We start from the raw sequence: 24,614 nt of genomic DNA, 5'->3' as shown, positions 1-24,614 counted from the left end.
CCGAGCGAACGCGGGGAGGGGGACGCTCCGGGCGTCGGCAGGGTCCGACGCCCCTTTGAACCCCCGAGGTGAAATCACCACAGGATTAGCAATCCTGCGCCTTACCGGGCTGGGCCATCCCCGCGCGGGCCTCTCGAGCCCGGTCGGCGCCTTAACTCTTCGCTCGGGGCCGAGGCCCGGGTCCGTTCGCACGCGGCCCGGCGGGCGCCGGAGTCCCGCCCGGAGCGGACCGACCGGAGCAAGCCTTCAGATAGGCCCTCCTCCGCTGTTCGTGGAGGAGCCTCGCGGATGTACGGAGGGCCCTACGGCGGAGGCGCGGGGGCCGAGTACCGTCGACCGTCCCGCGCTTGGCTGTTCGTCGGCGTGGCGCTCGCCGCGATCGCCGTGGTTGGGATCCTCGTGCTGCTCTACCTGGACGGGTTCTTCGGGCCGAGCCCGTACGGCCCGCATCCAGGGTTCGGTCTGTTCGGGGGATTCCTCGTCATCTTCCTGATCGTCTGGGTCGGTTTCATGGTGCTGCGGATCGCCTGGTGGAGCTCGCGCACGCAGCGACGAGGCTACGGCCCGCGCCGCCTCGGACCCGACCCGGCCGTCATGATGGCGCGCCAGCGCTACGCCCGCGGGGAGATCACCCGCGAGCAGTTCGACCAGATCATGACCGACCTCGGTCGACGTGGCCGGGGCCCGGGCGGCCCGCTCTCCGGCAGCTAGGGCGGCCGCGCCCGCTTATGTAGCGCGCCCGTGCTCCCAGGCCGGAAGCCGATGCGGGTCGCGAAGGCCGGGGTCGTCGGGGCCGGGACGATGGGCGCGTCGATCGCGGAGGTGCTCGCCTACAACGGGATCGAGGTGGTCCTCAAGGACGTCGACGCGGCGCTCGTCCAGAGGGGGCTCGGGCGGGTCCGCGCGATCGTCGACGAGCTCGTGCGCTACCAGGCGGAGCGAGCGCCCCGGGAGATCGAGCGGATCGCGGCGCTCGCCGGCGAGCTCTCCGACACCCAGCGCGCTCGGATCGCCCAGCAGCTCGCCCCGAAGTTCTCTCGCGAGCGGGCCGACCAGGTCGTCGGCCGCGTCCACGGCGTCACCGACTACGATGCCTTCGGAGACGTCGACCTCGTGATCGAGGCGGTCTTCGAGCGAACGGAGGTCAAGCGTCCGGTGCTCGAGGCCCTCGACGCGAAGATCCCGGACTACGCGGTGCTGGCGACCAACACCTCCTCGCTGTCCGTCACCGAGCTCGCCCGGAGCCTCGGCCATGTCCGGCAGACCCTCGCGATGCACTTCTTCAACCCGCCGTACACCCTGCCGCTCGTCGAGGTCGCCGGCGGCATCGACACGCGCGAGGACGTCGTGACCGACGCGATCGAGTTCCTCGGCGGGCTGAAGAACCACCGCTACCCGCTCGTCCCGATCCGGGTCAAGGAGTCGCCCGCGTTCGTCGTGAACCGGGTCCTGGCGCCGGTCCTCGCTGAGGCGAGCGCGGCGCTGGCGGAGGGCCTCGCCTCGTCGCGCGACATCGACGCGGCGATGAAGGCGGGCGCGGGGATGCCGATGGGCCCGTTCGAGCTCGCCGACCTCGTCGGGCTGGACGTGTCGCTCGAGGTGGCGGAGACGCTCTATCGCGAGTTCGGCGACCCCAAGTACAAGCCGTCGGTCCTCCTGCGGCAGCTCGTCGCCGCCGGGCATCTCGGCCGGAAGACCGGCCGCGGCTTCTACGAGTACACGGACAGCTGACCCGAAGCCCTAAATCGGCCGCCGCCGCTCCGCCGCCATGACCTTCCCGTCCGCGGAGTGGGCGAGCGCTTTCCAGCGGGCGATCAATGCGAATGCAGCGTACGCCGAGGCGGCTCGAGCCTGGGCGGGCGACATCCTGCTGCGCGTGCAGCCGGAGGATCCCAACGCCCCGGCGCCCGGGGTCCTCCTCGATCTTGCCAGCGGCACCTGCCGCGCCGCCCACTACCACGCCGACGCCCGGAGCGTCGCGGCCGAGTTCGTCTACGAGGGTTCCCCGGAGAACTGGGCGCGCCTGATGCGCCACGAGATCGACCCCGTGAAGGCGATCCTCGATGGCACGTTCCGGGTGCGCGGCAACCTCGCCAAGCTGATGCGCTTCACGCGGGCGGCCAAGGAGCTCGTCGAGACCGCCTCGAACGTCCCGGGCTGAGGACCGCACCGCCCGCTCAGATCGAACGCGGCGCGGTCGTGGGGGGGGCAGAGGTCGCCGACGCCGGGGGCGCCGGCGCGGCTGCCGACGGCGCCGGGGGCCGGGGCAGCACGGCGGCCGCGCTGACCGTCGGGGGGACGGGCGGCTTCGGGGGCGGGGGAAGCAGCTGCTGCTTGACGAACCCGAGGATCCGCGCCCAGGCGGCCTCGGCCCGCGCCAGGTCGTAGGCCCCCAGGTCCCGCGCGAGGAAGCCGTGGCGGGCCCCCGCCACGTCGTCGAGCTCGATCGACACCCCGCGCGTCCCGCGCGCGGCTGCGAGCTGCGCCCGCGCGCGGGCGGCGCTGCGATCGTCGGTGCCGCCGACGTAGAGGATCGGTGCGGTCACGAGCTTGGGAAGACCCGCGGGCGAGACCGGCTGTGGGTAGGCGAGCACGACCGCGGCGAGGCGGGTGTCCTCGGCCGCTACCGCGAGCGCCAGGCTCCCTCCGTAGGAGACTCCGAAGACCGCGGACTTCGTCGCATCGACCATCTCGCGCGCCCGCAGCGCGGAGAGCGCGTCCGCGTACAGGTTCACCAGCGTGAGGACCCGCTTCGAGCGCGGCGAGACCCCGCCGCGGAACTGCCGGCCGGTGCGCAGGGCGAGGTGGTGGGCGGGGCCGATGCCCCCGGTCTTCCCGAGATCGGGGATCATCACCTCGCAGCCCTCGCGTGCGAAGCGGATCGCCGCGTCGAGCAGCGTGGTGGTGATGCCGAAGACGTCCGGCGTGATCAGGACGACCGGGTGCTTGACGATCTTGGTCGGCGTGAGGACGATCGCCGGCGCCTTGCCCTCCGGGACCGTCCGGGTCTCGAACCAGATCCGGTCGCTCCGGTAGAGCGGCGCCGGAGCGCCGGGCTTCTTCTCGGACTGGAGCCAGGTCTTGTTGAGGAAGTCGAGGACGCAGAGCTTGTAGCGCTCCTTCTGCAGGATGATGACCGCCTGGCGCGTGCCGCAGATGTCGCACACCCCGACGATGCCGCTCCCGAACTCCTCGGGAAGGTCCAGCATCCGGTCGTCGTCGCGCATCCGATCCGTTCGGAGCCGGGGACGAGTCTTAACCGTTGTCTCGGGCGCGGCCGCGCGTGCGCTCCAGGCGGTGGCGGTCCCGCGGGCTGAGCACGTCGAGCCCGAGCGCGAGCAGGCGCGCCCGGAGGGCCCGGTCCGCGGTCACGACGACCGCCCGCTCCCGCGCCGCGCACGCCACGACGCCCTCGTCGCCCTCGGACGACTCCGCTATCGCGTCGTAGCGCGTAGCGAGCGTCCGCGCGAGGGCGGCCCGAGGCTCGCCCGTGGCGACGAGCCGCTCGAGCTCCCGCCGCACTGATTCGGCGACGGCGACGTGCGCTCCCGGTACCAGGCGCTCAATCTCGGCATCGAGCGGGAAGCCGACCGTCCCCGGGAGGAACAGTGCGTTCGCGTCCAGGAGCACGAGCGGCCGGCGGCGAGGTGCGGTCGGCTCAGCGGGGCCGGGCGACGACACCGAGCTCCTCGCGGTCGTACTGGGTTCCCGTCGAGCGGTCCCGGAGGACGAACCGCTGCGCCTTCTGGTTCGCGGTCTTCGGGATCTCGTCGATGAACTCGAGGTACTTCGGGACCATGAAGTACGGCAGGTGGACGACACAGTACTCGAACAGCTCGCGGGGCGAGGCGCTCGCCCCGGGCCGGAGCTGGACGAACGCCTTGACGTCCTCCTCGCCGAGGGGGGACGGGACCCCGACCACCACCGTCTCGAAGACGGCCGGGTGACGGTTGAGCACGCTCTCGACGTCGTAGGGCGCCAGGTTCTCGCCGCGCCGACGGATGACGTCCTTCTTGCGGTCCACGAAGTAGTAGTAGCCGTCGGCGTCGCGCGTGACGTAGTCGCCGGTGTGGAACCACAGGTTCCGCCACGCCTCGACCGTCTTCTCCGGCTTCCCGAGGTAGCCAGAGAACATCGTGAACGGTGCGCGCGGCCGCACCACGAGCTCGCCCCGCACCCCGTCCGCCACCGGGCGGTCGTCGTCGTCGACCACGTCCGCCTCGATGAATCCGAGAGGTGTTCCGACCGAGCCGACCCGGATCGCTCCGGGCGGGTTCATCAGGGTCGTGCAGCCGCACTCGGTCATCCCGTACAGTTCGACGATCGTGAGCCCGAAGCGTCGCTCGAACTCCGGCCAGATCGCGCGGGTCGTGCCGGCCGTGAGGGCGGTCCGTACCGCATGGGTCCGGTCGGTCTCCTTACCGGGCTGCTTGTAGAGGACGTTGATCATCGAGATCAGCAGCGAGACGTGCGTCGCGCCGAAGCGGGCCGCGGTCTCCCAGAAGAGGCTCGCCGAGAAGCGCTCGTCGAACGCGGCGGTCAGGTCGTTCAGCAGCGCCGTGAGGGCCGTCATCTCCTGCGCGTTGCAGTGGAAGAGCGGCAGCGCGGTGAACAGCACGCTGTCGGCGGTCAGCCGGCTGCGCAAGCCGATCTCCCGCGCGGTCGCGATCGGTTTCTCGTGCGGGATCACTGCTCCCTTCGGCGGCCCGGTGGTTCCGCTCGTGTACAGCACCGCGACCGGCTCGGCGGCCCCCGGGGCATCGAGCGGCGGCGCCGCGCGCTCGCTGGGCAGCGCCGCGAAGTTCACGGCGCCGGGGGGCAGCGCTCCGCCGTCCCGATCGACGACCCACTCTCTCGGGAGGCCGAGACCGGCACGGAGCGGGGCGTAGGTGTCCCACAGCCGACGGTCGATCACGAGGCCGGACGGCGCGCAATCGGCGAGCTCGTAGCGCAGGATCTCCCCCTTGAGGCCCGTGTTGAGCGGCACGAGCACGAGCCGCCGCTTGGCCAGGGCGAACCAGAGGAGCGGGAACTCTGGCGTGTTGAACAGGAGCGCGGCCACGCGCTCGCCCGGGCGAAGGCCGGCGTCGGCGAGCCCCGATGCGATGCGGTCCGACTCCTGGTCCAGCGTGCGGTAGCTGAGCGCCCGCTCGCGGAAGCGCAACGCGATCCTCTCGCCGTTCTTGCGGGCTTTCTCGCGCACGAGCGTGGCGAGGTCGTGGTACTCCTCGCCGGGCGCCAGCATCCCGCCCGCCGAGGCGTCGCGCGTCTTAAGGCTGCAGCGCGCGCCCGCCGCGAGCCTTCTTAGCCGCCCCTTCCTTGGCCGCCGCGTGCGGGCCCGCAGCGAGCCGTACCGGCCGGACGCCCCGATCGTCCCGGAGATCGCCGCCGGGGCGGTGGTGGTGCCCGAGGACGGGGCCACCGCGCTCGTCCTGCACCAGGCGGACGAGGACCGCTGGTGTTTCCCCAAGGGCCATGTTGACCCGGGCGAGTCGCTCGGGACCGCGGCCCTACGGGAGGTGCGGGAGGAGACCGGGCTCTCCCACGTCGTGCTGGAACGGGAGCTGTGCGAGGTCAACTATCGCTTCTACCAGCCGCCGCGCTCGCGCAACGTCCACAAGACCGTGATCTACTTCCTCGGGCGGACGGACGAGCGGACCGTCCACCTGGAGGCCACGTTCGACCGAGCGGACTGGCTGCCGCTCGCGGAAGCGCGGACCCGATTGGCCTATGACCTCGACCGGACGGTCGTCGAGGCGGCGCAGCGACGCCTCGCGGCCCGCCCTCGTTCCGCGTGAAAAAAGGGTAGCGAAGGGGTTACGGTGGGTCCCCGAAGGGACCCACCGGGCGCGGGGCGCTCAGAACTGTCGGGGGGGCAGCTCCGGCCCACTCGGGCTCGCGGGGGCCTGGCCCGATGGCGGCGACGCGGCCGCGGGGCCGCCGGCAGGGGGAACGCCGTTCGGCCAGGCTTCCGCATAGCCACCGACCAGGCCCTTCTGGGCCCGGCGCCGCGCGTAGGATCGCCACTCGACCACGGTCACGGTTCCGACGGTCGCCACGACCGCGATCCCGACGCCCAGGACGAGCAGTCCGAGGCTCGTGCCCGCTGGTCCCGCGCCGCAGCCGTTGGTGAGGCAGTTCGACTCGGCCTGCGCCGCGCTGACGCTCATCGGCCCGCCGACCACGGTCGCGCCGGGGTCCGCGGACGAGCTCGCCGCCGGCGACGCCTGGCTCACACCGGAGATCTGCAGGCTGCTGACCGCCGACGTGGTCGCGCCGAAGGTCGTCGCGCCCGCCGTGGGCGTGGGCCCGAAGGAGCCCTGGCTCACGTAGAGCGTCTCCGAGGAGATCGACGCCGTCCCGAGCGCGTCCGAGTCGTAGCCGTGCGCCGAGCCTCCGAACAGGTCAAAGAGGCGCGGCGTCAGCACGAACGCGTCGTAGTTGCCGAGCGGTCCCTCGATCACCAGCAGGATCGCGTGGCGCGTCTTGTGGTCGGGGAAGACCGGCACGCCGTAGGTCTTGGTGACATCGTAGCCGGTCAGGTTGACCTGACCCGCCACGCCCGAGGTGCCGTTGGCGCCGCCCGACCCCGAGCCGGTCACGCCGCCGAACCCGTTGTTCGCCCAGGCCCAGGTGATGTTCCAGGTGCCGGACGGGTTGATCCAGGCGGTCGAGTTCCACTCGGTCGCTCCGGAGAGGTTCAGGGGGATCAGGCCGAGCGCCGGCGTGAACGAGGCGAGGACGTTCGCCTTCGCGTTGACGTCCAGGCTCGCGGACTTCGTTCCGGACTTGTCGGTCAGGCTGAGCTGCTCCGCGATCGCGCCCGTGATCGCCGTCGAGTCGTTGATGATCCCGAGGGCCGGGACCGGCACCCCGTTCTCATAGACCGTCGAGGCGTTCGTCAGGTTCGCGAACGCGAGGTCCGACTCGTCCGCGTGGAAGCTGTACGTCGCGGTCTCGCTCGGGCTCGAGTACTTCGCGGTCAGGTCGACCCCGACCGTGCGCTGTTCCTCGACCAGGGTCGTGTTCGGCAGCGTGGGCGTCACCGTGAAGATGACGGTCCAGCCGAACGACGCGTTCCAGGTGAGCACCTGATCGCCGACGATCACCGTGTTGTTCGAATATCCGACGCCGCCGTACGCCCACTGATTCGACGGATCGACCGTCGAGGCGGGGGCGGGGGAGGCGCTGGCCGTGCCCGCGAACGCCGGGACGACTGCCAGGCACAGCAGCGCCGCGACGCCCGTCAGGACGAGCCATCCTTTCGTTCCGCTCATCGCTGACATTTTCTTCCTTCCTCGTTCCTCGCTTCGTTTGCTTTCGGACGGAGGTGGCTCCGTCGGGGTAGTCAGGCGGGCCACCCCCACTTAAACGCGGGTGTCGCGACCGCGGTCGTTCGCTGGACGGTGTGCTACGGCGTCGCAGGGCCGCCCCGCCGAGGGCTCAGGGGGGCTCGGGCAGCCGGAACCGGGCGTCGGCGGCGATCGCGAGCGACTCCGGGTAGCCGGCGTCGGCGTGGCGCGCGACGCCGAGGCCGGGGTCGTTGTGCAGCACGCGTCCGATCCGACGGTCGGCGTCCGCAGTGCCGTCCGCGACGATCACGAGGCCGGCGTGGATCGAGTTGCCGATCCCCACGCCGCCGCCGTGGTGGACGGACACCCAGCTCGCCCCGCTCGCGACGTTGAGCAGGGCGTTGAGGATCGGCCAGTCTGCGATCGCGTCCGATCCGTCGCGCATGCCCTCGGTCTCCCGGTACGGGCTCGCGACGCTGCCCGTGTCGTGGTGGTCGCGCCCGATGGCGATGGGGGCGGCGAGCTTCCCGTCCTGCACGAGCGCGTTGACCAGGTGGCCGAAGCGCTCCCGGTCGCCGTAGCCCATGTAGCAGATGCGGGCCGGCAGCCCTTGGAAGCGGACGCGCTCGCCCGCGAGCCGGATCCACCGGCACAGCGCGTCCCGATCGGCGAACTCGCGCAGGATCATCGCATCGATGGCCCGGATGTCCTCCGGCTCCCCGCTGAGGGCCAGCCAGCGGAACGGGCCGCTCCCGATGGCGAAGAGGGGCCGGATGTACTTCGGCACGTAGCCCGGGATGTCGAAGGCGCGCGCGACCCCGGCCTCCTTCGCCTGCGCGCGGAAGTTGTTGCCGTAGTCGAAGACCCGCGCTCCTCGCCGTTGCAGCTCGAGGACCGCCTCGGCCTCGGTGGCCAGGGAGGCGCGGACCTTCGCCAGGTATCCCTTCGGATCGAAGCGGCGCACGGTCGCCGCCTCCTCGACGCTCAGCCCCTGCGGCAGGTAGCCGACCGTGAGATCGTGGGCGGCCGTCTGGTCGCTCACGATGTCGGGCCGCTCCCCGCGTCGGACGATCTCGGGATAGACGTCGGCCGCGTTGGCCGCCAGGCCGATCGACAGCGGTCGCCGTGCCGCGACCGCCTCCTGCACCCGTCCCAGCGCGTCGTCGAGATCGGACGCCGCGACGTCGAGGTAGCGGTGCTCGAGCTGGCGGGCGAGCGCCTGCGGATCGACATCGACGATCAGCGCGACCCCCCCGAGCATCGTTACGGCCAACGGCTGAGCCCCGCCCATCTCCCCGAGTCCGGAGGAGAGCATCCAGCGGCCGGCGAGATCCCCGGCTCCGAACTCGAGGCGGGCGAGCGAGGCGAGGGTCTCGTAGGTGCCCTGCAGGATGCCCTGGGTCCCGATGTAGATCCAGCTGCCCGCGGTCATCTGGCCGTACATGGTCAGCCCGCGTGCCTCGAGGTCCCAGAACACCTCGTCCGTCGCCCACCGCGGCACGATCAGGGCGTTCGCGATCAGGACCCGCGGGGCGTCCGCGTGGGTGGGAAACACCCCGACCGGCTTACCGGACTGGACCAGCAGCGTCTCCTCGTTGCCGAGCGCCCGGAGCGCCGCCACGATCCGATCGAACGACTCCCAATCCCGCGCGGCCTTGCCGCGGCCACCGTAGACGATCAGCCGCCGCGGGTCGTGGGCGACCTCGGGATCGAGGTTGTTCTGCAGCAGGCGGAGGGCCGCCTCCTGGGCCCACCCCCGGCAGCTTCGCTCGGCGCCTCGGGGCGCCCGGACCACACGGCCGGACTCGAGCGTGCGGGTCACGCGCCACCGACCCTCGTCGGGGATTCAAGCCTTGCCGGACCCCTCTGCGGAGCACGGGAGGCCGGGGGTCCGACCGCCCGCGGGGGGCCCCAGGGGCCCGGAAGATTCTATATCTCTCGATTCGGCGTACTATCGGTGGGAGTTCTCCCGAGGTTCGTCGCGCGATCATGGTGGAAAGGGAGGCGAAGGACCCCGACGACCTCGAGGCCGGTTTCGAGCGCGACGCTCACGCGGCCGGGATCGTCCTGCCGCGCCGCCATCTTACCGACCCGTGGGGGGCGCTCGCGGTCGTCGTCGCGCTCATCGTGATCGCCGCGGGCGTCGGCGAGGTCACGGGCTGGATCAACCTGCGGGTGGAACCGTCGGGCGGCGGGGGCTTCCAGACGCAGACCTGCTCCGGCTCGCCGGTGCTGCTCTCCGGGGCGCTCTCCTCGGAACTCGACGCGTCCTTGCTGGCCTGGCTCGACGCGGCCGGCGGCCAGCTGTCCGACGCGGTCGGGGGCTGCGTGCATCTTAATCTGACGGACTCGGGCTCCGCCGGCTTCTCGCCGCTCCTGTCCGATCCGGCCATCGTCTTCGCCGCCCAGTACCTCGCGCCCGGGGCCCCGTCCTCGGGCGAACCGCCGTCGAGCCTCGCGTTCGTGCCCATCGCGCTGTCCGCGGTCGGGATCGTCTACGATCTGCCTGGGATCGGCGGCGCGCTCAACCTCTCGGGACCCGTCCTCTCCGGCATCTTCTCCGGCTCGATCACGTCCTGGTCGGACCCGGCGATCGCCGCCCTGAACCCGACGCTCGACCTCTCGGGCACCCCACCGATCGAGGTGTTCCACGACGGGGGTGCGACGGCCGCGAACGACGTGCTCACCGAGTTCCTCGCCGGCTCCAGTCCCAGCTGGAACGGCTCCGTCGGCGCGGGGCTCTCGGTCGCCTGGCCGATCGGGACCCCCGAGCCGACGGACGCGGCGATGGCGACCGCGGTCTCCCAGAGCCCCGGGGCGATCGGCTACCTCGACCTCGTGGGCCCGAGCCCGGCCGGCCTCGGCGTCGCGCAGATCGAGGACGCGGCGGGGGGGTTCGTGGGCCCGAACGCGGTGAGCACCTGGGCGGCCGCCGAGTCGTTCGCGAGCGCCACCGCCGTCCTGACCGGTGCCTGGTCGAACCTCTCGCTGGTCGGGGCGTCGGCGGTGGGCAGCTACCCGATCTCGCTGCTGACCTACGCCGGGCTCTTCCGGGACCTCGGCACCGCCTACTCCGGCGCGGTGAGCCTCTCGACGGCGACCTGGCTGCTGACCTACGTCTACTGGCTGACGGGGGACGCGACGCTGTCGCCCCTGCCCCTCGCGTACTCCTCGGCCGCGCTCAACGAGCTCAACAACGAGACCTACTACGGCACGACGATCGTCCACCTCGACAACGAGAACGGCGAGGGTGGCGAGAGCGGAGGCGAGACCGGTGAGTTCTAGGCTTCCCTCCCCCGCGGTTCTTGCCATCGTCGTCGCCGCGGCGGCGCCGCTCCTCGTCGCCCGGGTGGCCGGAGGGTGGCCGGGCGCGCTCGTGGCCGCGGTCCTCAGCCTCGCGCTGAGCGCCGGCTGGCTCTTCGCCGGGCGGCGGAGCGGGTCGACCACGCTCCCATGGGGGCCCGTTGGGGTGATCGTCGCGGGCGACGCCGCCCTCGCGCTCTTGCTGGCGATCTCCGGGACGGCGCTCGACGCGCTGTTCTTCGCGCCGCTGTTCGTCGCGACGCTGGCGCTCGAGATCCTGCTGCTCGCCGTTCTCTCGGCGTCGGCCCTCGCGCCCGGGCTCCGGTTCCTGCTCGCCGCCCAGGCCGGGGTCGTCGCCGCCACGCCCACACTGGTCGATCGGCCCGAATGGGGGCTCGTCTCGGCGCTGCTGGGCGCCACGGTGATCGTCGCGTCGCTCGTGGTCGCGCTGCAGTTCCTCTACCGGCACAAGCAGCTCGAGGCGTCGGTCCTCGGGGGGATCGTGCGCTGGCCCTTCGCCGCGCTCGTGAGCGCCGCCGGCTGGTTCCTCTGGCAGTTCGAGGGCTCGCCGTACGTCCTCGGCGCCAGCCTCCTCCTGCAGCTCGCGGTGGCGATCGTGACGGTCCTGGAGGCCGCCCGGCCCCCGGCGGGCGAACGCGTTCCCTGGCTCCTCCGGCCCACCGCGATCTTCGAGTTCCTGCTCTTCGCGTTCCTCGGCGAGTTCTTCCTGGGTGCGCTCCTCGACCTCGAGATCGCCGGCCGGACGTTCCTGCAGTACATCCCGTTCGTTGCGTACACGGGCTCGGCCCTCCACCAGGTCGGGATCGCGGCGTACAACGGCCTCTGGTTCGGGAGCGCGATCCTCGCCTCCGCCTGGTTCCTGGTCCTGCTCGGCTTCACGATGGGCCCGCTCGTCGTCCTGAAGATCCGGGAGGCCCACGAGCGCTCGCAGAAGTACCGGCTGGGTCTGACGATCGCGGCGTACGCGCTGGCCGCGATCTACATCCCGAGCCTCGCCTCGTCCACGCCGCTGCTGAGCGCCTCCTGGCTCGCCTCGCTGCCCGTGATCGGCTGGGGGTTCGGGCTGAGGACCGGCGGGCCGTTCGAGTCCGGCCTCTTCCTCGCGGTGATCCTGATGTACGTCTCGGTCGGCGTCCTGACCGTGCTCTTCGGCCGCAAGGCGGTCTGCTCGGTGATGTGCGGGGCGGCGCTGATGTACCAGGGAACCGCGATGAGCGAGATGCGCGGGTTCAACCAGAGCTCGAAGGTCGGCCAGTACTTCCTCGGCAGCCGGCTGTCGACCGGCTACGTGGTCGCCTCCGGAGTCGCCCTCGCCTCGCTCTTCGCGATCTCCGTGCTCGCCTTCTTGAAGCTCCTGCCGGCCGTCCAGGTGGCCAACGGAGAGTTCGACACCGCGGCCCTGCCGCTCCCGGTCGAGCTCTACTTCGGCGGCGTCTGGTTCGCGATGTTCGTCACGACGCCGTTCATCGGCACGTACAACTGCGCGACCACGGGCTTCTGCCACTGGGGCGCCCTCACGCTGCCGTTCGCCCGGATCGGCCTGTTCCGGCTCAAGGTCAAGGACAAGAAGGTCTGCCAGCAGTGCACGACGTTCGACTGCGCCAAGGCCTGCCCGGTCGGCCTGGTCGACATGCCGCTGTACTTCCGGCGGGACGGCGAGTACCGGAGCACGAAGTGCTGCGGCGTCGGCGACTGCGTCGGGGCGTGCCCTTACGGCAACATGTACCACCAGGACGTTCGCTTCTGGCTGCGGCGCTGGTGGGTCGGGCGCCGGGGTCCGAGCTCGGACCGGCCGATCGACCGGGGCGTCCCGCTCCCGATGGTCGCGAGCGCGCCCCCCACGGCCCGGGCTCCGGCCACCGCGCGCACAGCCGGGGCCGGGCCGGACACCGCGCCGCCGGTGCGCGCCTAGGCCGGGCCGCCGGCCCCCGGTGCATCGCGCGCGCGGACCGAACCCTATAAGTCCCGCGCCGGGACCTCCGGCGCCGTCCGACGGTGCCGCCATAGCTCAGTTGGGAGAGCGGCTGATTTGTAATCAGCAGGTCGGGAGTTCGATCCTCTCTGGCGGCTGTCGAGGGATCTCAGGAGCGTCGGCCCGCGCCGGCGGGCCCACAAGGTTGATAACTCCCGATGCGGATAAATGCGTGAATGTACCGTCGTCGGTGGCGGCGCGCCGGACCCCGGGGGGTCGCCGCGATCATCGCCACGATCCTGCTCGTCGCGATGACGCTCACGGCCGGCGTCGTGCTCTGGACGTTCCGCATCACGACCCCGCCGGCGTACCCCGCGGTGAACTTCGTGCTGCGCACGGGCGGGTCGAACCCGGTCTGGGGCGACCCGACCGACACGCCTCCGCACGGCGGCTACTCGCTGATGAACACGAGCCAGATCATCGTCTCGACCTACTCGCCCAACGTGATCCTGCTCTCGCAGATCACGCTCACCTTCATCTGCGACAACGCGAGCAGCGGTGGCAACATCACCACGCTCGTGACCGGCACGCTCGCGCAGATGACCTGGTTCCCGGGCCTCACCTCGGATCCCCCCGCGGGCGCGCCCGAGCTGGGCTGGTGCGCGAGCTTCCACGCGGGCGGCTACGGCGGCGGCGCGTTCGGGACCGCCTACAACCGGCTCGGGATGTTCATCCCGATCACGGGGGACAACACCACGCTGGCCGCCGGCGACACCTACCTGCTCTACATCCACAACGGCGGCTACCCGCTCGACTACGACGACTGCAAGATGGGCGTGACGCAGTGCCTGGACTCCGACGACTACCACGGCGCCCCGCCCTGGTGCTTCACGGACCCGGGCGCCTGCACGATCTACCTGCAGTACACGGGCAGTCCCTCGACGCTGCTCGCGTCCATCCCCGTCTACTCGCTCGCCCCGCCCCACTAGGGCCGCGGCGGGCTCGGGCGAGCGGGGGAGGTCGCCGTGAAGCGGTTGCGTCGTCACTTCTGGACGATCCTGATCGCGATCGGCGCGGCGGTCCTGATCGTGCTGCTCGCGCTCATCGCCTTCGGGGTCCTCACCCTTCCGGGGAAGGCCCCGCCCACGGTGACGATCGCCCGGACCCAGGTGCAGATCGTCCAGGGCACGACGGCGTCCGGCCAGCCCTGGTTCGGCCCGAGCGTCTTCAACATCACGGGCGGGGCGAACGGCTACCCGATCTCGCTGAGCCCCGGCCAGAACTTCTCGATCTGGGTGATCCTACAGAACTTCGACACGCAGAGCCACACCCTCTACTCGGCGCAGTCGCTGACGCCGTTCACGCTCGCGAAGACGATCCCGACGCTGCCCGCGACCGTCACCGCCGGCCAGGACGACGCCGGCCTCCAGCTGTTCCTGATCGCCCCGTCCACGCCGGGCTCGAACCTCGTGCTCTACGTGACGATCAACGCGGTGGGACCGGGCTAGCGGGGCGGCCCGCTCACCGGCGCGCGCGGCGGGCCGGGGCCGGTGCCGAGCCCGGTGACGCGCGACGGACCCAGGTTCCCGCGATCACCCACGGCGGTTCGGGGCCGATCGGCTCGATCGCCTCGGAGCGGAATCGCTCGACCGCCTTCTCGTCGACGGTGATGCCGAGCCCGGGGCCGGTGGGGATGCGGAACTCGCCGCCCTCGATGGCGTAGCCCCGGACGAGCGAGCGCTTCCAGTCCGGCCAGCTCGCTTCGAAGCTCTCCTGGAGGAAGAAGGTCCGCAGGACCGCGTCGATCTGGAGCGTCGCCGCCGTCTGGACGGGCCCGAAGGCGTTGTGGTAGGCGACCGGCGCGCCGCGCGCGGCCGCGAGGCCCGCGATCTCCCGTCCGTAGGTGAACCCGCCCGAGTTCGTGATGTCCGGCTGCAGGATGTCGACGAGGCCTCGGGAGAGGAAGCTCTCGAAGTCGGCGGGCGTGAGCAGGCGCTCGCCGAGGGCGACCGGGGTGCGCACCTTGCGGCGGAACTCGCGCAGGGAGTCGCACAGCTCGGGCAGCACCGGCTCCTCCGCGAAGCGCGGGGCAAGCTCGTCGAGCGCCCGGCCCGCGCGGATCGCGGCCTCGGGAAGGAAGCGCCCGTGGTACTCGATCAGGAGATCGACGAGCGGCCCCACCGCCTCCCGGACGGCCCGCACCCGGGCGATCGCGGCCGCGAGCCCCTCGGGCGAGAGCGTCCGGTACTCCGGGCCGAACGGGTCGAACTTCAACGCCCGGAAGCCGGCGGCGACCATCGCCCGCGCCTTCGCCGCGAACTCCGACGGCTCGATGCAGTCGGAGTACCACCCGTTGGAGTAGGCGCGCACCCGGTCGCGGATGGCGCCGCCGAGCAGCGTGGCGATCGGCGTTCCCAGCTCCCGGCCGATCAGGTCATGGCAGGCGATGTCGACGGCGCTGAGCGCGCTCGTCGCCTCCATCGAGCGGGAGCGGTAGAACGAGTAGCGCTCGAACTCGCGCAGGCAGGCCGCCTGCTCGGAGAGCTCGCGGTCCTCGTAGAAACGGGCCACCTCCGCGACGCTGGCCGCGACCGGATGGGTCATCAGGGTGGTCGGGGCCTCGCCCCAGCCCACCGCGCCGTTCGCCGTGGTGACCTTGACGAGGATTACGGTCGAGCTCCAGGGCGAGGAGAGCTCGTCGGCGGGGGCGGCGACCTCGATCGGCTCGACGCGGCGGATCTTCACGGGGACCTCGGGGCCCGCGAACCCCGCGGCCGATTAGACGCTTGTGCGGCGGGCGCTGGCGCTATAGCGGGGGGGCGCGTCCCCGCGGCCGGTGGGCCCATGGTCCAGAAAGTGACGGAAGTGGTGGGGATCTCGAACGACGGATTCGCGCATGCCGCGCAGAACGCGGTGACGACGGCCGCCAAGACCGTGCGCAACCTGCGGTGGTTCCGGGTCACCGAGCTCGAGGGCCTGATCAAGGACCAGAAGGTCGCGGAGTACCACGCGACCGTGAAGCTGTACTTCGACCTCGACTAGGTCGGCGGACCCGCGGATCGGGCCGACCGGGCCCGCGCCACCGCCCGCTCGACGTGCGGGCCCGGCATCATGCCGGCGACGACCTCCTCGACACGGCCGTCGGCGCCGATGAAGAAGGTCACGCGCTTGGCCATCCCGAAGACCCCGAGCACGCCGTAGCGGCGGGAGATCGCCCGGTCGTGGTCCGCGATCAGGGGAAAGGGGACGCCGCACCGCTCGGCGAAGCCGCGCTGGCGGTCGACGCTATCGACGCTCACCCCGATCACGTCGATCCCCGCGGCCCGGAGCTCGGGGTAGTGGGTGGCGAAGCCCCGCGCTTCGATCGTGCAGCCCGAGGTGTTCGCCTTCGGGTAGAAGTAGACGACCACGGGACGGCCGCGGTAGCTCTCGAGGTCGATCGGCTGGCCGTGCTGCGTCGTGCCCTGGAAGGACGGCGCGATCTCGCCCTCGGCGATCATCCGGGCTTCGAGCGAGCGGGGCTATTTGAGCCCGGGTCCCGCCGAGGGTCGCCGTCGGGCGCGGCCCCGAGGATCCGGTCCGCGTCCGCGTCGGTGATGGGGGGAACGGACCCGGCCGAAAGGACCTCCTCGAGCCGTTCGGGCGACGGCAGGGGAACGAGGACCGAGGTGACCCAGGGCCAGTGAAGGGCGAAGCCGATGGCCGCCTGCGCCAGGGTACGGCGGCCGCCCTGGGTCAGGAAGCCGAGCCGCAGGACCGGGTCGAATTCCCGGTGGAGGTCCCGGACGCTCACCGGTCCGGCCTCCGGCCGACGCTCGCTGGCGGCGGCGATGAGACGGCGACCGTCCAGCCGACCGGCCGCCATCGGATCGAGCGCGAAGAAACCGGTCGGCGCCCGGGCGCTGCGTCCGGCGAGGGGACCGACCAGGCGGTGGTCCAGGGGGGACAACGCGCCGGCGAAGAGCGCCGGTCCGTCCGGCGGATCCAGCACGACCTCCCCATCGGCCGCCGGCGCGACGCACCGGACCGCCCCGAGGATATCGCCCGACCGGCGGAGGTCCTCCAGCTCGCCGGCAATGGCGGCGGGCGAGCCCGTCCCTTCGCCGGTCGGCTCCCAGATCACGAGTCCAAGTCGGTGCGGGGCCAGGCGACGCCCGCTCTCTTCGATCGAGCGTCGCAGCGATTCGCTCGGGCTCGCGCCGGTCCCACCGCCGCGCGGGACCGGTGGGCTCTCCCCCGTCGGGCCCGTACGTCGCCCGATGAGCAGGAGCTCCGGATCCGGCGCTGGGAACGCCGCGGCGAGGGTCCGCTCGACCCGCGCTCCGACGCTGCCCTCTCCGATCTCGAAGACCGTCACCCCCCGGGACCGGGCGTGTCGCGCCAGCGTCGCGAGCTGACGTTCCGCGCCGGGTGCGGGGCCGGTCGGCAAGGCCAAGGAAAGCCCGATACCGGACGCCCAGCGTGTCGTGCCGGGGAGCGGCCGTCCCTCTATGGTCGCTCGCGCGTTCACGGCGACCTCCGCGAGCGGAAGGAGGGGGGCCACGTACTCAGCCTTTGGGGCCCTCCGGACCCCGACGGCGGCGCCGCTTAAGCCCGGAAGGGATTGCCGCCGTGATGGCCCTCGCCTCACGGCTGCCGCTGTCCGAGAGGACCCGGCCGACCCGGCTCACTGACGTGGTCGGGAATCCACGCGCGGTCGCGGAGCTCCGCGCGTGGGCCGATCGCTGGCGATCCGGCCTACCGGCGGGACACCGCGCGGCCCTGCTGTTCGGACCTCCCGGCGTCGGGAAGACGAGCGCGGCCCTCGCGCTCGCCGCGGAGCTCGGTTGGCCCGTCGTCGAGATGAACGCCTCCGATGCCCGCAACGAGGCCGCGATCGAGCGCGTCGCCGGTCGGGCGTCGATCACGCACCCGCTGCTCGACCGAACGACGGGCGATGGCCCCTCCCGCACGCTGATCGTCCTGGACGAGGCCGACTCGCTGAGCGGACGGGCGACCGAGTCGCCCCGCCCCGCCCCCACGCCGCTCCCGCTCCGCGAGTTCCTGCGGGGACGGTACGGGGGGATCGAGGCGCTGAACGCGGCCTGGGGGTTGGTGCCGAAGGAGAAGCCGTTGCCCTTCGAATCGTGGGACGCGGTGCCCCGCACTCCGGGGAACCACGCCTGGGCACGACGGTCGGCGGCCCGCCGGGACCTGGAGGACTGGCGGGGAGCCGCGCGACCGCGCGACGAGTCGGACCGGGGCGGCATGGCCGCGATGGCCCGACTCGTCCGTTCGACGCGGCAGCCGATCGTGATGATCGTCAACGACGAGCGCGTCCTGACCCGCTACTCGGCGGTCTTCCGCACGAGCGTTGCCCGCATCCGCTTCTACCCCCTGCGCGATCGCGAGCTCGGCGGCGCCCTGTCGGCGATCGCGCGACGCGAGCGGATCGAGCTAGCGCCGGGCGCGCTCGAGTCGATCGTGCAGCGCAGCCGAGGCGACCTGCGGGCCGCGGTGAACGACCTCGACGCGATCGCTCCGCTCCCCGCGGGCCCGCGGCAGCTCGAGGTGCTGGCCGGACGGGACCTCGCGTCCGACTTCGCCGCGGTGACCGAGGAGGTCCTCACCTCGGCTCGCTTCTACCGGTCGATCGAGATCCGGGACCGGCTCGACGCGCCGCCGGACGATCTGCTGCCCTGGATCGAGGAGAACGTTCCGCATTTCGCGCCGGATCCGCAGCACCGGGCCGCGGCGCTCGACCGGCTCGCGGCGGCCGAGCACCTGCTCGCCCGGGCCCGGCGCTGGCGCATCTGGGGGCTCTGGAGCTACGCGTCGGAGGTGCTGACGGGCGGGGTCGGGCTCGCCGTCCGTGAAGCGCCCGCCCCGTCGGAGCGACGCGCCTACTTTCCCGGGTTCCTCGGTGAGATGGGCCGCTCGCGTGCCACCCGCGGCGTGCGCGACGCGGTGGCCCGCAAGGCCGGTCGACACCTGCACCTCTCGCGGGCGAAGGCCCGGGAGTCCGTGCTCCCGCTGCTCGACGAGCTGTTCGCCGTCGCCTCCGACCGCCGCGCCAGTGCCCGCGCGCTCTCGGTAGCCCGGGCGCTCGCCCACGAGCTCGCGCTCACACCCGAGGAGGTGGCGTATCTCGCCCGTGCGGATCCATCGGCCCCGGTCGTCGCGCGCGTCCTCGCCCCCTCCGAGGTCGAGGGACCTCGGGAGACCCCCACGAGCCGGGAGCGACGGGGGCCGCGCCGGGTCCAGCGGGATCTCTCGGAGTTCGGGGGGAGGTGACCGCCGGGTCCGCGGGGGGCCGGCGGCTCCCCAAGGCCTACGTGTCGTGGAGCAGCGGCAAGGATTCCGCCTTCGCCCTGTGGGAGGCTCGACGCGCCGGCGACCTGGAGATCGCCGGTCTGCTGACGACGGTGACGGAAACGTTCGCTCGCGTGTCGATGCACGGGGTCCGGGAGGAGCTCCTCACGCTCCAGGCCAGCGCGGTGGGCCTCCCGCTCCTGACCGTGCCGATCCCGTCGCCGTGCCCGAACGACGTCTACGAGCGGGCGATGGCGGGGGCGCTCGCGCGGCTGCGCCGCGAAGGGGTGAGCCGGATGGTCTTCGGCGACCTGTTCCTCGAGGACGTGCGGGCCTACCGCGAGCAACGCCTCCGGGGTACGGGGATCGACCCCGTGTTCCCCCTCTGGGGGCGCCCGACCGACCGGCTCGCGCGGGAGATGATCGACGCGGGACTCGATGCCCGCCTCGTCGCGCTCGACCCGCGCCAGCTCCCACCGTCGTTCGCGGGGCGTCGCTTCGATCGCCAGCTGCTGGCGGACCTTCCCCCCACCGTCGATCCGTGCGGCGAGCGGGGAGAGTTCCACACCTGCGTCGTGGCCGGACCGATGTTCACGGCGCCGATCGCCGTGGAACCCGGACCCGTCGTCGCCCGGGACGGGTTCGTGTTCGCGGACCTCGCGCCCGCCGGTCTCAACCGAGCTTCGCGGTGACCGAGATCGCCACGTTGCCCTTGAGGGCGCCCGAGATCGGGCAGCCGTCGGCCGCGGCCTTCGCAGCGGCCTCGAACTCCGCCGCGGAGATGCCGGGGACCTTCCCGACGACGAGGAGCTCCATCGTGGTCACCTTCCAGGCGTCCCCCACCTTGTCGAAGGTCGCGGTGGCGCTCGCGAGGATGCGCTCGGGCGGCTTCTGCATACGACTGAGACCCGCCGACAGGGCCATCGAGTAGCACGCGGCGTGCGCGGCCGCGAGCAGCTCCTCCGGACTCGTCTTGCCGCCGGGCGCCTCGGTCCGCGCCGACCAGCTGATCGGCATCTCGGGCAGCGCTCCGCTCGTGCCCTTGACCCGGCCGCTTCCGTGCAGAAGGTCGTGCTCCCAGACTGCCTCGGCGGTTCGCTTCGCTGCCATCGCCGACCGAACGGCCGGGCCGATTTAACGGCGCCGCGGGCGCCGCTCGGCGCGACAGCTTTTGTGGACGGGCGGGGTTCGCGCGACGTGGCCACCGCGCTCCGGGACCTGCCGCGCTACCTGGTGCTCGAGCCGGCCTCGACCGTGCGCATCGACCTCGGTCTCGACGCGCCGGCCTGCGAGATCGACGTGGAGCTCGAACAGCCGATGCCGGGCCGCTCCTTCGTGCTGCTGCTGGGACCGCCCGGGGGCCCGTTCGCCCAGCGGGTGCGCCTCTCGGGCCGCGCGCGGATCTTCTTCGACCCCGAGACGCCGGGTCGCTACGAGCTCCTCCTCGCGAACCCCCAGCGCGAGCCGCTCGTCCTGCATCTTCGGGGCCGCGAGGTCCGGGCGACCTCCGCCCGGCCCGCGGCGCTGTCCCGGAGCGTGTCGGCGGCGCGCCCCGCGCGCCCGTCCCGCACAGCGATGCCGGGGCGGCATCGACCGGCCCCGCGCCGCCACGCGCGAGCCGGGCCTCGGGGCCGCGCGGAGTAGGGGGGCGCGGGATGGCTCCGACCGGCGCACGCGATGGGCCCGCGACGAACGCGGCGGTCGCCTCCGCACTCTTGACGGCCGCCGGAGCGCGGAGCTGGCGACGCCGGTGGGACCGGCAGCAGTCCCGGTTGCTGCCGCGCCGCGAGGAGCGCTTCGCCGTGATGCTCGAGGCGCTCCGCGCCGGGGCCGGACCGAGGTTCCGATTCCTGGACCTCGGCGCGGGGACCGGCTCGCTGTCGGAGCGGATCCTCGCCCGGTTCCCCCGGGCCCGCGGCATCGCGGTGGACTTCGACCCGGTGATCCTGCGGATCGGCCGGATCGGGCTCGGCGACCGAGGAGGCCGCCTCCGATGGGTGGAGGCCGACCTGCGCCGCCGCGACTGGGCGAAGGGCCTTCCCGCTCGACGGTACGATGCGGCCGTCAGCTCGACCGCGCTCCACTGGCTCACCGGGCCGCAGTTGACCCACCTCTACGCCGAGCTGCACCGCCGGCTCCGACCCTCGGGCCTCTTCCTCGACGCCGACGGGATCGCCTTCGCTCCCGAGCACACGACGCTGCGTCGGACGGCCCACGAGTCCGCGCGAGGTGAGCGTCGCGGGAGCCCGCGTCGGGCGGGGGAATCCTGGGAAGCCTGGTGGCTCGCGGTCGAGCGTGACCCACGATTCGCGCGCGAGATCGCGCTGCGCCGCCAGCGGTTCCCGCACGCCCATTCCGCGACGCCGACCCCCGATCTCGCCGGACACGTCCGTCGGCTCCGGGCGGCCGGCTTCCGCGAGGTCGAGGTCATTTGGTCCCGGTGGCAGGATCGCGTCCTCGCGGCCGTCCGATAGCGGTCGCGGCGGGCCGAAGCCTTGAAGCGCCGGCGGCGTCCCGCCCTGCCCGGGCCCGAACGCCGTGAGCGATCTCTACCTCTACCTCGCTATCATCGGCACGCTGTTCGCGATCGTCGACCCGATCGGCACGCTGCCGTTCTACGTCGCGCTGACGAGCGGCTTCAGCGCGGAAGACCGCGATGTCATCCTCCACCGCTCGGTCCTCGTCCTGGGGGTCGTGCTGAGCGTGTTCGCGCTCTTCGGCCGCTTCCTCTTCGCGATCTTCGGCTTCACGCTGGCGGCGTTCGAGATCGCCGGCGGCCTGCTGCTGTTCTTCGTGGCGTACGACATGCTGCGCGGCGAGGTGGCCCGCGTCCGCCTGACGGCGGAGGACCGGGCGGAGGCGATCGCCCGCCGCGACGAGCTGTCCGTGGTCCCGCTCGGCATCCCGCTGCTCGCCGGCCCGGGAGCGATCTCCACCGTGATGATCTTCGAAGGGAACGCGTCGAACAACCCGGTCGCGATCGTCGCCACCTTCGTGGCGATCGCGATCACGACCGTGGCGACGTTCTTCATCCTGCGCTATGGCCCCCGCATCCTGGGCTCGTTCGGCCGCGTCGGCATCATGGCGCTCACCCGCGTCCTCGGGCTCGTGCTCGCCGCCGTCGGCGTGCAGTTCGTGATCAACGGGATCTTCGCGGCGTTCCCGCACCTGTAGCGGGACGCGGACGCCGGGCGCGCCGCCGAACGGGGGCCCCGCCCGCGGCCCGACGCTGGCGCTCCAGCACGACGGACGACGGGGTCGCCGGGTTGCGGTCTGCGGCCCAGACCTTCTCGCCGGCCCGGATCGCGACGGGCAGGTCGTTCTGCGCCGGCGGAAAGCCGCACTCGTACTCGTCGGTGTACGCGCAGTACGGGTTGAACGCGCGGTTGAAGTCGAGATCGTAGACGTCCCGCTCGTTCAGCTCGAAGGTGAGGTAGCGGCCGGGCCCGTAGGATTCCCGCCCGCTCGTCCGGTCCCGGAACGGGACGAAGACCGAGGTGCCGACCCCCTCCCCGGCGTGATACACCGCGAGACCGACGGTCCGGCCCTCGACCGAGAACGATAGGTCGCCGAGGTAGCGCATCACGGCCTGCCCGTCCCGGTTCGTCCGCAGGTACGCCTCCTCCGGGACCGAGCGGCGGCGCAGCGTGGCCCGGACTCGGAAGGCCGGATCGGGCGAGAAGTAGCGGAGCTCGTGGAAGGGCACGCGACCGGCGACGAAGGGCGACTCGGGGTGGCGGGCCATGAACTCGTCCTTCATCCGGCGCTCCTCCTCGAGCTCGTCGCGCCAGGTCCGGTCGGAGGCCATCGGCCCGCCGAGGGCCGGGGCGCCTTAACGGTTCTCGGTCCGATCCCGCAGATCGAGGACCATCAGGTCCTCGTCCGTGTACCGGCCGTTCCGCTTGAGGCCCCCGGGCAGGCGACCGTAGGGGACGAATCCGTGGCGCTCGTACAATCGCCGCGCCCGCGGATTCGTCGCGAGCACGCTGAGCCGGACGAGATCGAAATGGCCCCGACAGGCCGCGATCGTCGCGCGCATCAGCGCCTCGCCGGCGCCCCGGCCCCGATGGTCGCGGTGGACGACGATACCGAGCGATCCGACGTGACCGACCTCGGAGCTCCGCGTCCCCGGGCCGACCGGCACCACGTCGCAGTGGCCGACCACGGTCCCGTCGATCTCGGCGACCCGCGCGACCGTGTCGCCGCGCAGCACCGCGCGGTACAGGCGCGAGAACCAGTCCACCTCGTCCGCGTAGGCCGGGCGCTCCGGGAAGAGCGTGATGCCGAGATCGGGGTTCGCGGGCCGCTCCTCGTAGAGCGTCCAGTACATCTCGCGGATCGGGTCGAAGTCCGCCCAGCGGAGCTCGCGCACCACGACCCGGGCCGCGGGCGTCGCGGCGGGCATCCCGGCCGACCGCCTCTAGGCGTAGCCGAACTGGCGCTTCGCGAACTCGCTCATCCGCTCCGGGCTCCACGGCGGGTCCCAGATCATGTCGACCTTCGCCGAGTGAACGTTCGGGACCTTCTCGATCGCCGTCTTGATCTCCTCGGCGAGGATCCCCGCCACGGGACAGCCCGGCGCGGTGAGCGTCATCTTGAGCGTCACGTCGTCGCCGCTCCACTCGAAGCCGTAGACGAGACCGAGGTCGACGATGTTCATCGGGATCTCGGGGTCGTAGATCTGCTTGAGGTTCTCCGTGATCAGCCGCTCGCGCTCCGCGTACGGGCCCGCGGGAGGGGCGGCGGCGGGGGTCGGCGCCGGCTCGGTCATCGGGAGAACGACCGGTGGACTGCCTATAAGGTGGACGGACGCGGTCGCCCGGCCACCGCTCGCGCTCGCAACTGTTTAAGGAGGCCCCCGGGTAGCTCGGCCGATGACGGACGTCCACGCGATGGCGCCGGCCCGCGGGCGGCTGACGCTCCGCTCGGTCGGGGTGACGGGGGTCCGCAAGCCGCTTGCCGTGCAGCGCTCCGAGCGGGTCCATACACTCGCCGCCACCTTCCGCGTGGCGGTCGACCTCCCGTCGGAGCGCAAGGGCTCCGACCTCTCGCGCAACGCCGAGGTGCTCGCCGAGGTCATCGACCAGACGGCGCTCAAGCCCGTGGCGAGCCTGGAATCGGCGTGCTCCGCGATCGCCTGCGAGCTCCTCGTCCGCCATCCGTACGCGACCCGCGCCGAGGTGGAAGCCTCGGCGGAGTACTTCGTGCGGCGCGGGATTGCCGAGACGAAGCGCAGCTTCGAGGACTTCCGCCTGATCGCGGAGGCGAGCGCGGAGCGCAACGGGACCCAGGCGGTGCTCGTGCGCCGGGCGGTGGGGGCCGAGGCGGTCGGCATGACGGCCTGTCCGTGCGCGATGGAGACCTGCCGGGAGCGGCTCACCGCGCAGTATCCGCTGCTCGCCGACCCCCAGTTCCGCGACCTTCCGATGATCTCGCACAACCAGCGCAACCGCACGCGCCTCGTCTTCGAGCTCAGCGAGGGGGAGGAGGTCGAAGTGGACGACCTGATCGACGCGATCGAGGCCGCCCAGTCGAGCCCGACCTACGCGATCCTGAAACGCGGGGACGAAGCGCAGGTGGTCCTCGACGCCCACCGGCATCCCAAGTTCGTGGAGGACGTGCTGCGCGACCTGCTGGCGAGCCTGCCGGCCCGCTTCCCGACGCTCTCCGACCGAGTCGTCGTCCGAGCGTCGACGGTCAGCGAGGAGTCGATCCACAAGTACAACGTCGACGCCGCCCACACCGTCTCGCTCGGCGAGCTGCGCCGGGCCGCGGCGGCATAGCCCGCGGGCGGG

General features: G+C 72.3%; 27 protein-coding genes and 2 tRNA genes. 16 read left to right on the top strand and 13 right to left on the bottom strand.

The annotated features are described in order from the left end of the window. Positions 1 to 9: 9 nt before the first annotated feature. Positions 10 to 124 (bottom strand) — tRNA-Ser (locus VEL82_02305). A gap of 164 nt (positions 125 to 288) precedes the next feature. Between VEL82_02305 and VEL82_02300 the strand changes: the two genes are divergently transcribed. From VEL82_02300 to VEL82_02290, 3 genes are read left to right on the top strand one after another with little or no spacing between them, the layout of a single operon-like run. Then, positions 289 to 711 (top strand): hypothetical protein, encoded by a 423-nt coding sequence (locus tag VEL82_02300; protein ID HXW66701.1) that lies wholly within the window; start codon positions 289 to 291, stop codon positions 709 to 711. A gap of 51 nt (positions 712 to 762) precedes the next feature. Continuing rightward, a complete protein-coding gene (locus tag VEL82_02295) occupies positions 763 to 1,731 on the top strand; it encodes a 3-hydroxyacyl-CoA dehydrogenase family protein (protein ID HXW66700.1) in 969 nt (322 codons plus the stop codon). A 37-nt stretch (positions 1,732 to 1,768) separates the two neighbouring features. Continuing rightward, entirely contained in the window at positions 1,769 to 2,161 is a 393-nt protein-coding gene (locus VEL82_02290; protein HXW66699.1) for an SCP2 sterol-binding domain-containing protein, read from the top strand. Between the two features lie 16 nt (positions 2,162 to 2,177). On the opposite strand, the gene VEL82_02285 is transcribed toward VEL82_02290, so the two are convergent. From VEL82_02285 to VEL82_02275, 3 genes are read right to left on the bottom strand one after another with little or no spacing between them, the layout of a single operon-like run. Further along, entirely contained in the window at positions 2,178 to 3,227 is a 1,050-nt protein-coding gene (locus tag VEL82_02285; GenBank protein ID HXW66698.1) for a dienelactone hydrolase family protein, read from the bottom strand. Between the two features lie 28 nt (positions 3,228 to 3,255). Continuing rightward, positions 3,256 to 3,681: a hypothetical protein gene (locus VEL82_02280; protein ID HXW66697.1), complete on the bottom strand. Its 426-nt coding sequence runs from the start codon at positions 3,679 to 3,681 to the stop codon at positions 3,256 to 3,258. Continuing rightward, complete coding sequence (locus VEL82_02275) at positions 3,659 to 5,245, bottom strand: AMP-binding protein (protein ID HXW66696.1); 1,587 nt, start codon at positions 5,243 to 5,245, stop codon at positions 3,659 to 3,661. The genes VEL82_02280 and VEL82_02275 overlap by 23 nt, the downstream gene beginning before the upstream one ends. 85 nt (positions 5,246 to 5,330) lie before the next feature. Between VEL82_02275 and VEL82_02270 the strand changes: the two genes are divergently transcribed. Beyond that, positions 5,331 to 5,798: an NUDIX domain-containing protein gene (locus VEL82_02270; GenBank protein ID HXW66695.1), complete on the top strand. Its 468-nt coding sequence runs from the start codon at positions 5,331 to 5,333 to the stop codon at positions 5,796 to 5,798. 60 nt (positions 5,799 to 5,858) lie between these two features. On the opposite strand, the gene VEL82_02265 is transcribed toward VEL82_02270, so the two are convergent. Further along, positions 5,859 to 7,286, bottom strand: coding sequence for a hypothetical protein (locus VEL82_02265; GenBank protein ID HXW66694.1), 1,428 nt, complete (start codon positions 7,284 to 7,286; stop codon positions 5,859 to 5,861). 157 nt (positions 7,287 to 7,443) lie between these two features. Beyond that, positions 7,444 to 9,114 (bottom strand): urocanate hydratase, encoded by a 1,671-nt coding sequence (gene hutU, locus VEL82_02260; GenBank protein ID HXW66693.1) that lies wholly within the window; start codon positions 9,112 to 9,114, stop codon positions 7,444 to 7,446. Positions 9,115 to 9,281: 167 nt separating this feature from the next. On the opposite strand from hutU, the gene VEL82_02255 reads away from it, so the two are divergent. The 5 genes from VEL82_02255 (at position 9,282) to VEL82_02235 (ending at position 14,036) form a co-directional block, all read left to right on the top strand. Further along, on the top strand, positions 9,282 to 10,577 hold the full coding sequence (locus VEL82_02255; protein HXW66692.1) for a substrate-binding domain-containing protein: 1,296 nt from the start codon (positions 9,282 to 9,284) through the stop codon (positions 10,575 to 10,577). Beyond that, a complete protein-coding gene (locus VEL82_02250) occupies positions 10,567 to 12,528 on the top strand; it encodes a hypothetical protein (GenBank protein HXW66691.1) in 1,962 nt (653 codons plus the stop codon). Before VEL82_02255 ends, VEL82_02250 begins: the two co-directional genes overlap by 11 nt. Positions 12,529 to 12,613: 85 nt before the next feature. Then, positions 12,614 to 12,686: transfer RNA gene (locus VEL82_02245), tRNA-Thr, on the top strand. Positions 12,687 to 12,764: 78 nt separating this feature from the next. Then, positions 12,765 to 13,517, top strand: a complete 753-nt coding sequence (locus VEL82_02240) for an archaellin/type IV pilin N-terminal domain-containing protein (GenBank protein HXW66690.1) — start codon at positions 12,765 to 12,767, stop codon at positions 13,515 to 13,517. Positions 13,518 to 13,553: 36 nt separating this feature from the next. Beyond that, the gene (locus tag VEL82_02235; GenBank protein HXW66689.1) at positions 13,554 to 14,036 is read left to right on the top strand and encodes a hypothetical protein; all 483 of its coding nucleotides are present in this window, start codon (positions 13,554 to 13,556) and stop codon (positions 14,034 to 14,036) included. Positions 14,037 to 14,049: 13 nt separating this feature from the next. Here VEL82_02235 and VEL82_02230 read toward each other — a convergent pair whose 3' ends face one another. Next, a complete protein-coding gene (locus tag VEL82_02230) occupies positions 14,050 to 15,273 on the bottom strand; it encodes a mandelate racemase/muconate lactonizing enzyme family protein (GenBank protein HXW66688.1) in 1,224 nt (407 codons plus the stop codon). 99 nt (positions 15,274 to 15,372) lie between these two features. Here VEL82_02230 and VEL82_02225 point away from each other — a divergent pair, with 99 nt between their 5' ends. After that, the gene (locus VEL82_02225) at positions 15,373 to 15,570 is read left to right on the top strand and encodes a dodecin family protein (protein HXW66687.1); all 198 of its coding nucleotides are present in this window, start codon (positions 15,373 to 15,375) and stop codon (positions 15,568 to 15,570) included. Here VEL82_02225 and VEL82_02220 read toward each other — a convergent pair. Both VEL82_02220 and VEL82_02215 read right to left on the bottom strand, forming a co-directional pair. Beyond that, positions 15,567 to 16,028 carry a peroxiredoxin gene (locus VEL82_02220; GenBank protein ID HXW66686.1) on the bottom strand — a complete coding sequence of 154 codons (462 nt, stop codon included), beginning with the start codon at positions 16,026 to 16,028 and terminating at the stop codon, positions 15,567 to 15,569. The genes VEL82_02225 and VEL82_02220 overlap by 4 nt on opposite strands. Then, entirely contained in the window at positions 16,025 to 16,885 is an 861-nt protein-coding gene (locus VEL82_02215) for an aldo/keto reductase (GenBank protein HXW66685.1), read from the bottom strand. The genes VEL82_02220 and VEL82_02215 overlap by 4 nt, the downstream gene beginning before the upstream one ends. A 257-nt stretch (positions 16,886 to 17,142) precedes the next feature. Here VEL82_02215 and VEL82_02210 point away from each other — a divergent pair, with 257 nt between their 5' ends. Both VEL82_02210 and VEL82_02205 read left to right on the top strand, forming a co-directional pair. After that, positions 17,143 to 18,801: an AAA family ATPase gene (locus VEL82_02210; protein HXW66684.1), complete on the top strand. Its 1,659-nt coding sequence runs from the start codon at positions 17,143 to 17,145 to the stop codon at positions 18,799 to 18,801. Further along, positions 18,798 to 19,511: an ATP-binding protein gene (locus tag VEL82_02205; protein ID HXW66683.1), complete on the top strand. Its 714-nt coding sequence runs from the start codon at positions 18,798 to 18,800 to the stop codon at positions 19,509 to 19,511. The genes VEL82_02210 and VEL82_02205 overlap by 4 nt, the downstream gene beginning before the upstream one ends. Here the strand turns inward: VEL82_02205 and VEL82_02200 are convergent. Further along, entirely contained in the window at positions 19,492 to 19,929 is a 438-nt protein-coding gene (locus VEL82_02200; GenBank protein ID HXW66682.1) for an OsmC family peroxiredoxin, read from the bottom strand. The genes VEL82_02205 and VEL82_02200 overlap by 20 nt on opposite strands. 87 nt (positions 19,930 to 20,016) lie before the next feature. On the opposite strand from VEL82_02200, the gene VEL82_02195 reads away from it, so the two are divergent. The 3 genes from VEL82_02195 (at position 20,017) to VEL82_02185 (ending at position 21,993) form a co-directional block, all read left to right on the top strand. Further along, a complete protein-coding gene (locus VEL82_02195; protein HXW66681.1) occupies positions 20,017 to 20,463 on the top strand; it encodes a hypothetical protein in 447 nt (148 codons plus the stop codon). Positions 20,464 to 20,474: 11 nt separating this feature from the next. Next, positions 20,475 to 21,293: a class I SAM-dependent methyltransferase gene (locus VEL82_02190; protein HXW66680.1), complete on the top strand. Its 819-nt coding sequence runs from the start codon at positions 20,475 to 20,477 to the stop codon at positions 21,291 to 21,293. Between the two features lie 64 nt (positions 21,294 to 21,357). Then, entirely contained in the window at positions 21,358 to 21,993 is a 636-nt protein-coding gene (locus VEL82_02185; GenBank protein HXW66679.1) for a MarC family protein, read from the top strand. On the opposite strand, the gene VEL82_02180 is transcribed toward VEL82_02185, so the two are convergent. Genes VEL82_02180 through VEL82_02170 form a run of 3 tightly spaced genes read right to left on the bottom strand, consistent with a single transcriptional unit; the run spans position 21,959 to position 23,590 of the window. Further along, positions 21,959 to 22,627, bottom strand: a complete 669-nt coding sequence (locus VEL82_02180) for a DUF1684 domain-containing protein (GenBank protein ID HXW66678.1) — start codon at positions 22,625 to 22,627, stop codon at positions 21,959 to 21,961. The two genes, VEL82_02185 and VEL82_02180, sit on opposite strands and share 35 nt — an antisense overlap. Before the next feature lie 24 nt (positions 22,628 to 22,651). After that, positions 22,652 to 23,224: a GNAT family N-acetyltransferase gene (locus VEL82_02175; GenBank protein HXW66677.1), complete on the bottom strand. Its 573-nt coding sequence runs from the start codon at positions 23,222 to 23,224 to the stop codon at positions 22,652 to 22,654. A gap of 15 nt (positions 23,225 to 23,239) precedes the next feature. Beyond that, entirely contained in the window at positions 23,240 to 23,590 is a 351-nt protein-coding gene (locus VEL82_02170; protein HXW66676.1) for an iron-sulfur cluster assembly protein, read from the bottom strand. Between the two features lie 103 nt (positions 23,591 to 23,693). Here VEL82_02170 and mptA point away from each other — a divergent pair, with 103 nt between their 5' ends. Then, positions 23,694 to 24,602 (top strand): GTP cyclohydrolase MptA, encoded by a 909-nt coding sequence (mptA, locus tag VEL82_02165; GenBank protein ID HXW66675.1) that lies wholly within the window; start codon positions 23,694 to 23,696, stop codon positions 24,600 to 24,602. Positions 24,603 to 24,614 lie beyond the last annotated feature (12 nt).

The sequence above is a fragment of the Thermoplasmata archaeon genome, assembly GCA_035622275.1.
Taxonomy (GTDB): Archaea; Thermoplasmatota; Thermoplasmata; order Lutacidiplasmatales; family UBA184; genus Lutacidiplasma.
Note: the sequence above shows the minus strand (reverse complement) of the source record. Positions and strands in the feature narration are given on the sequence as shown.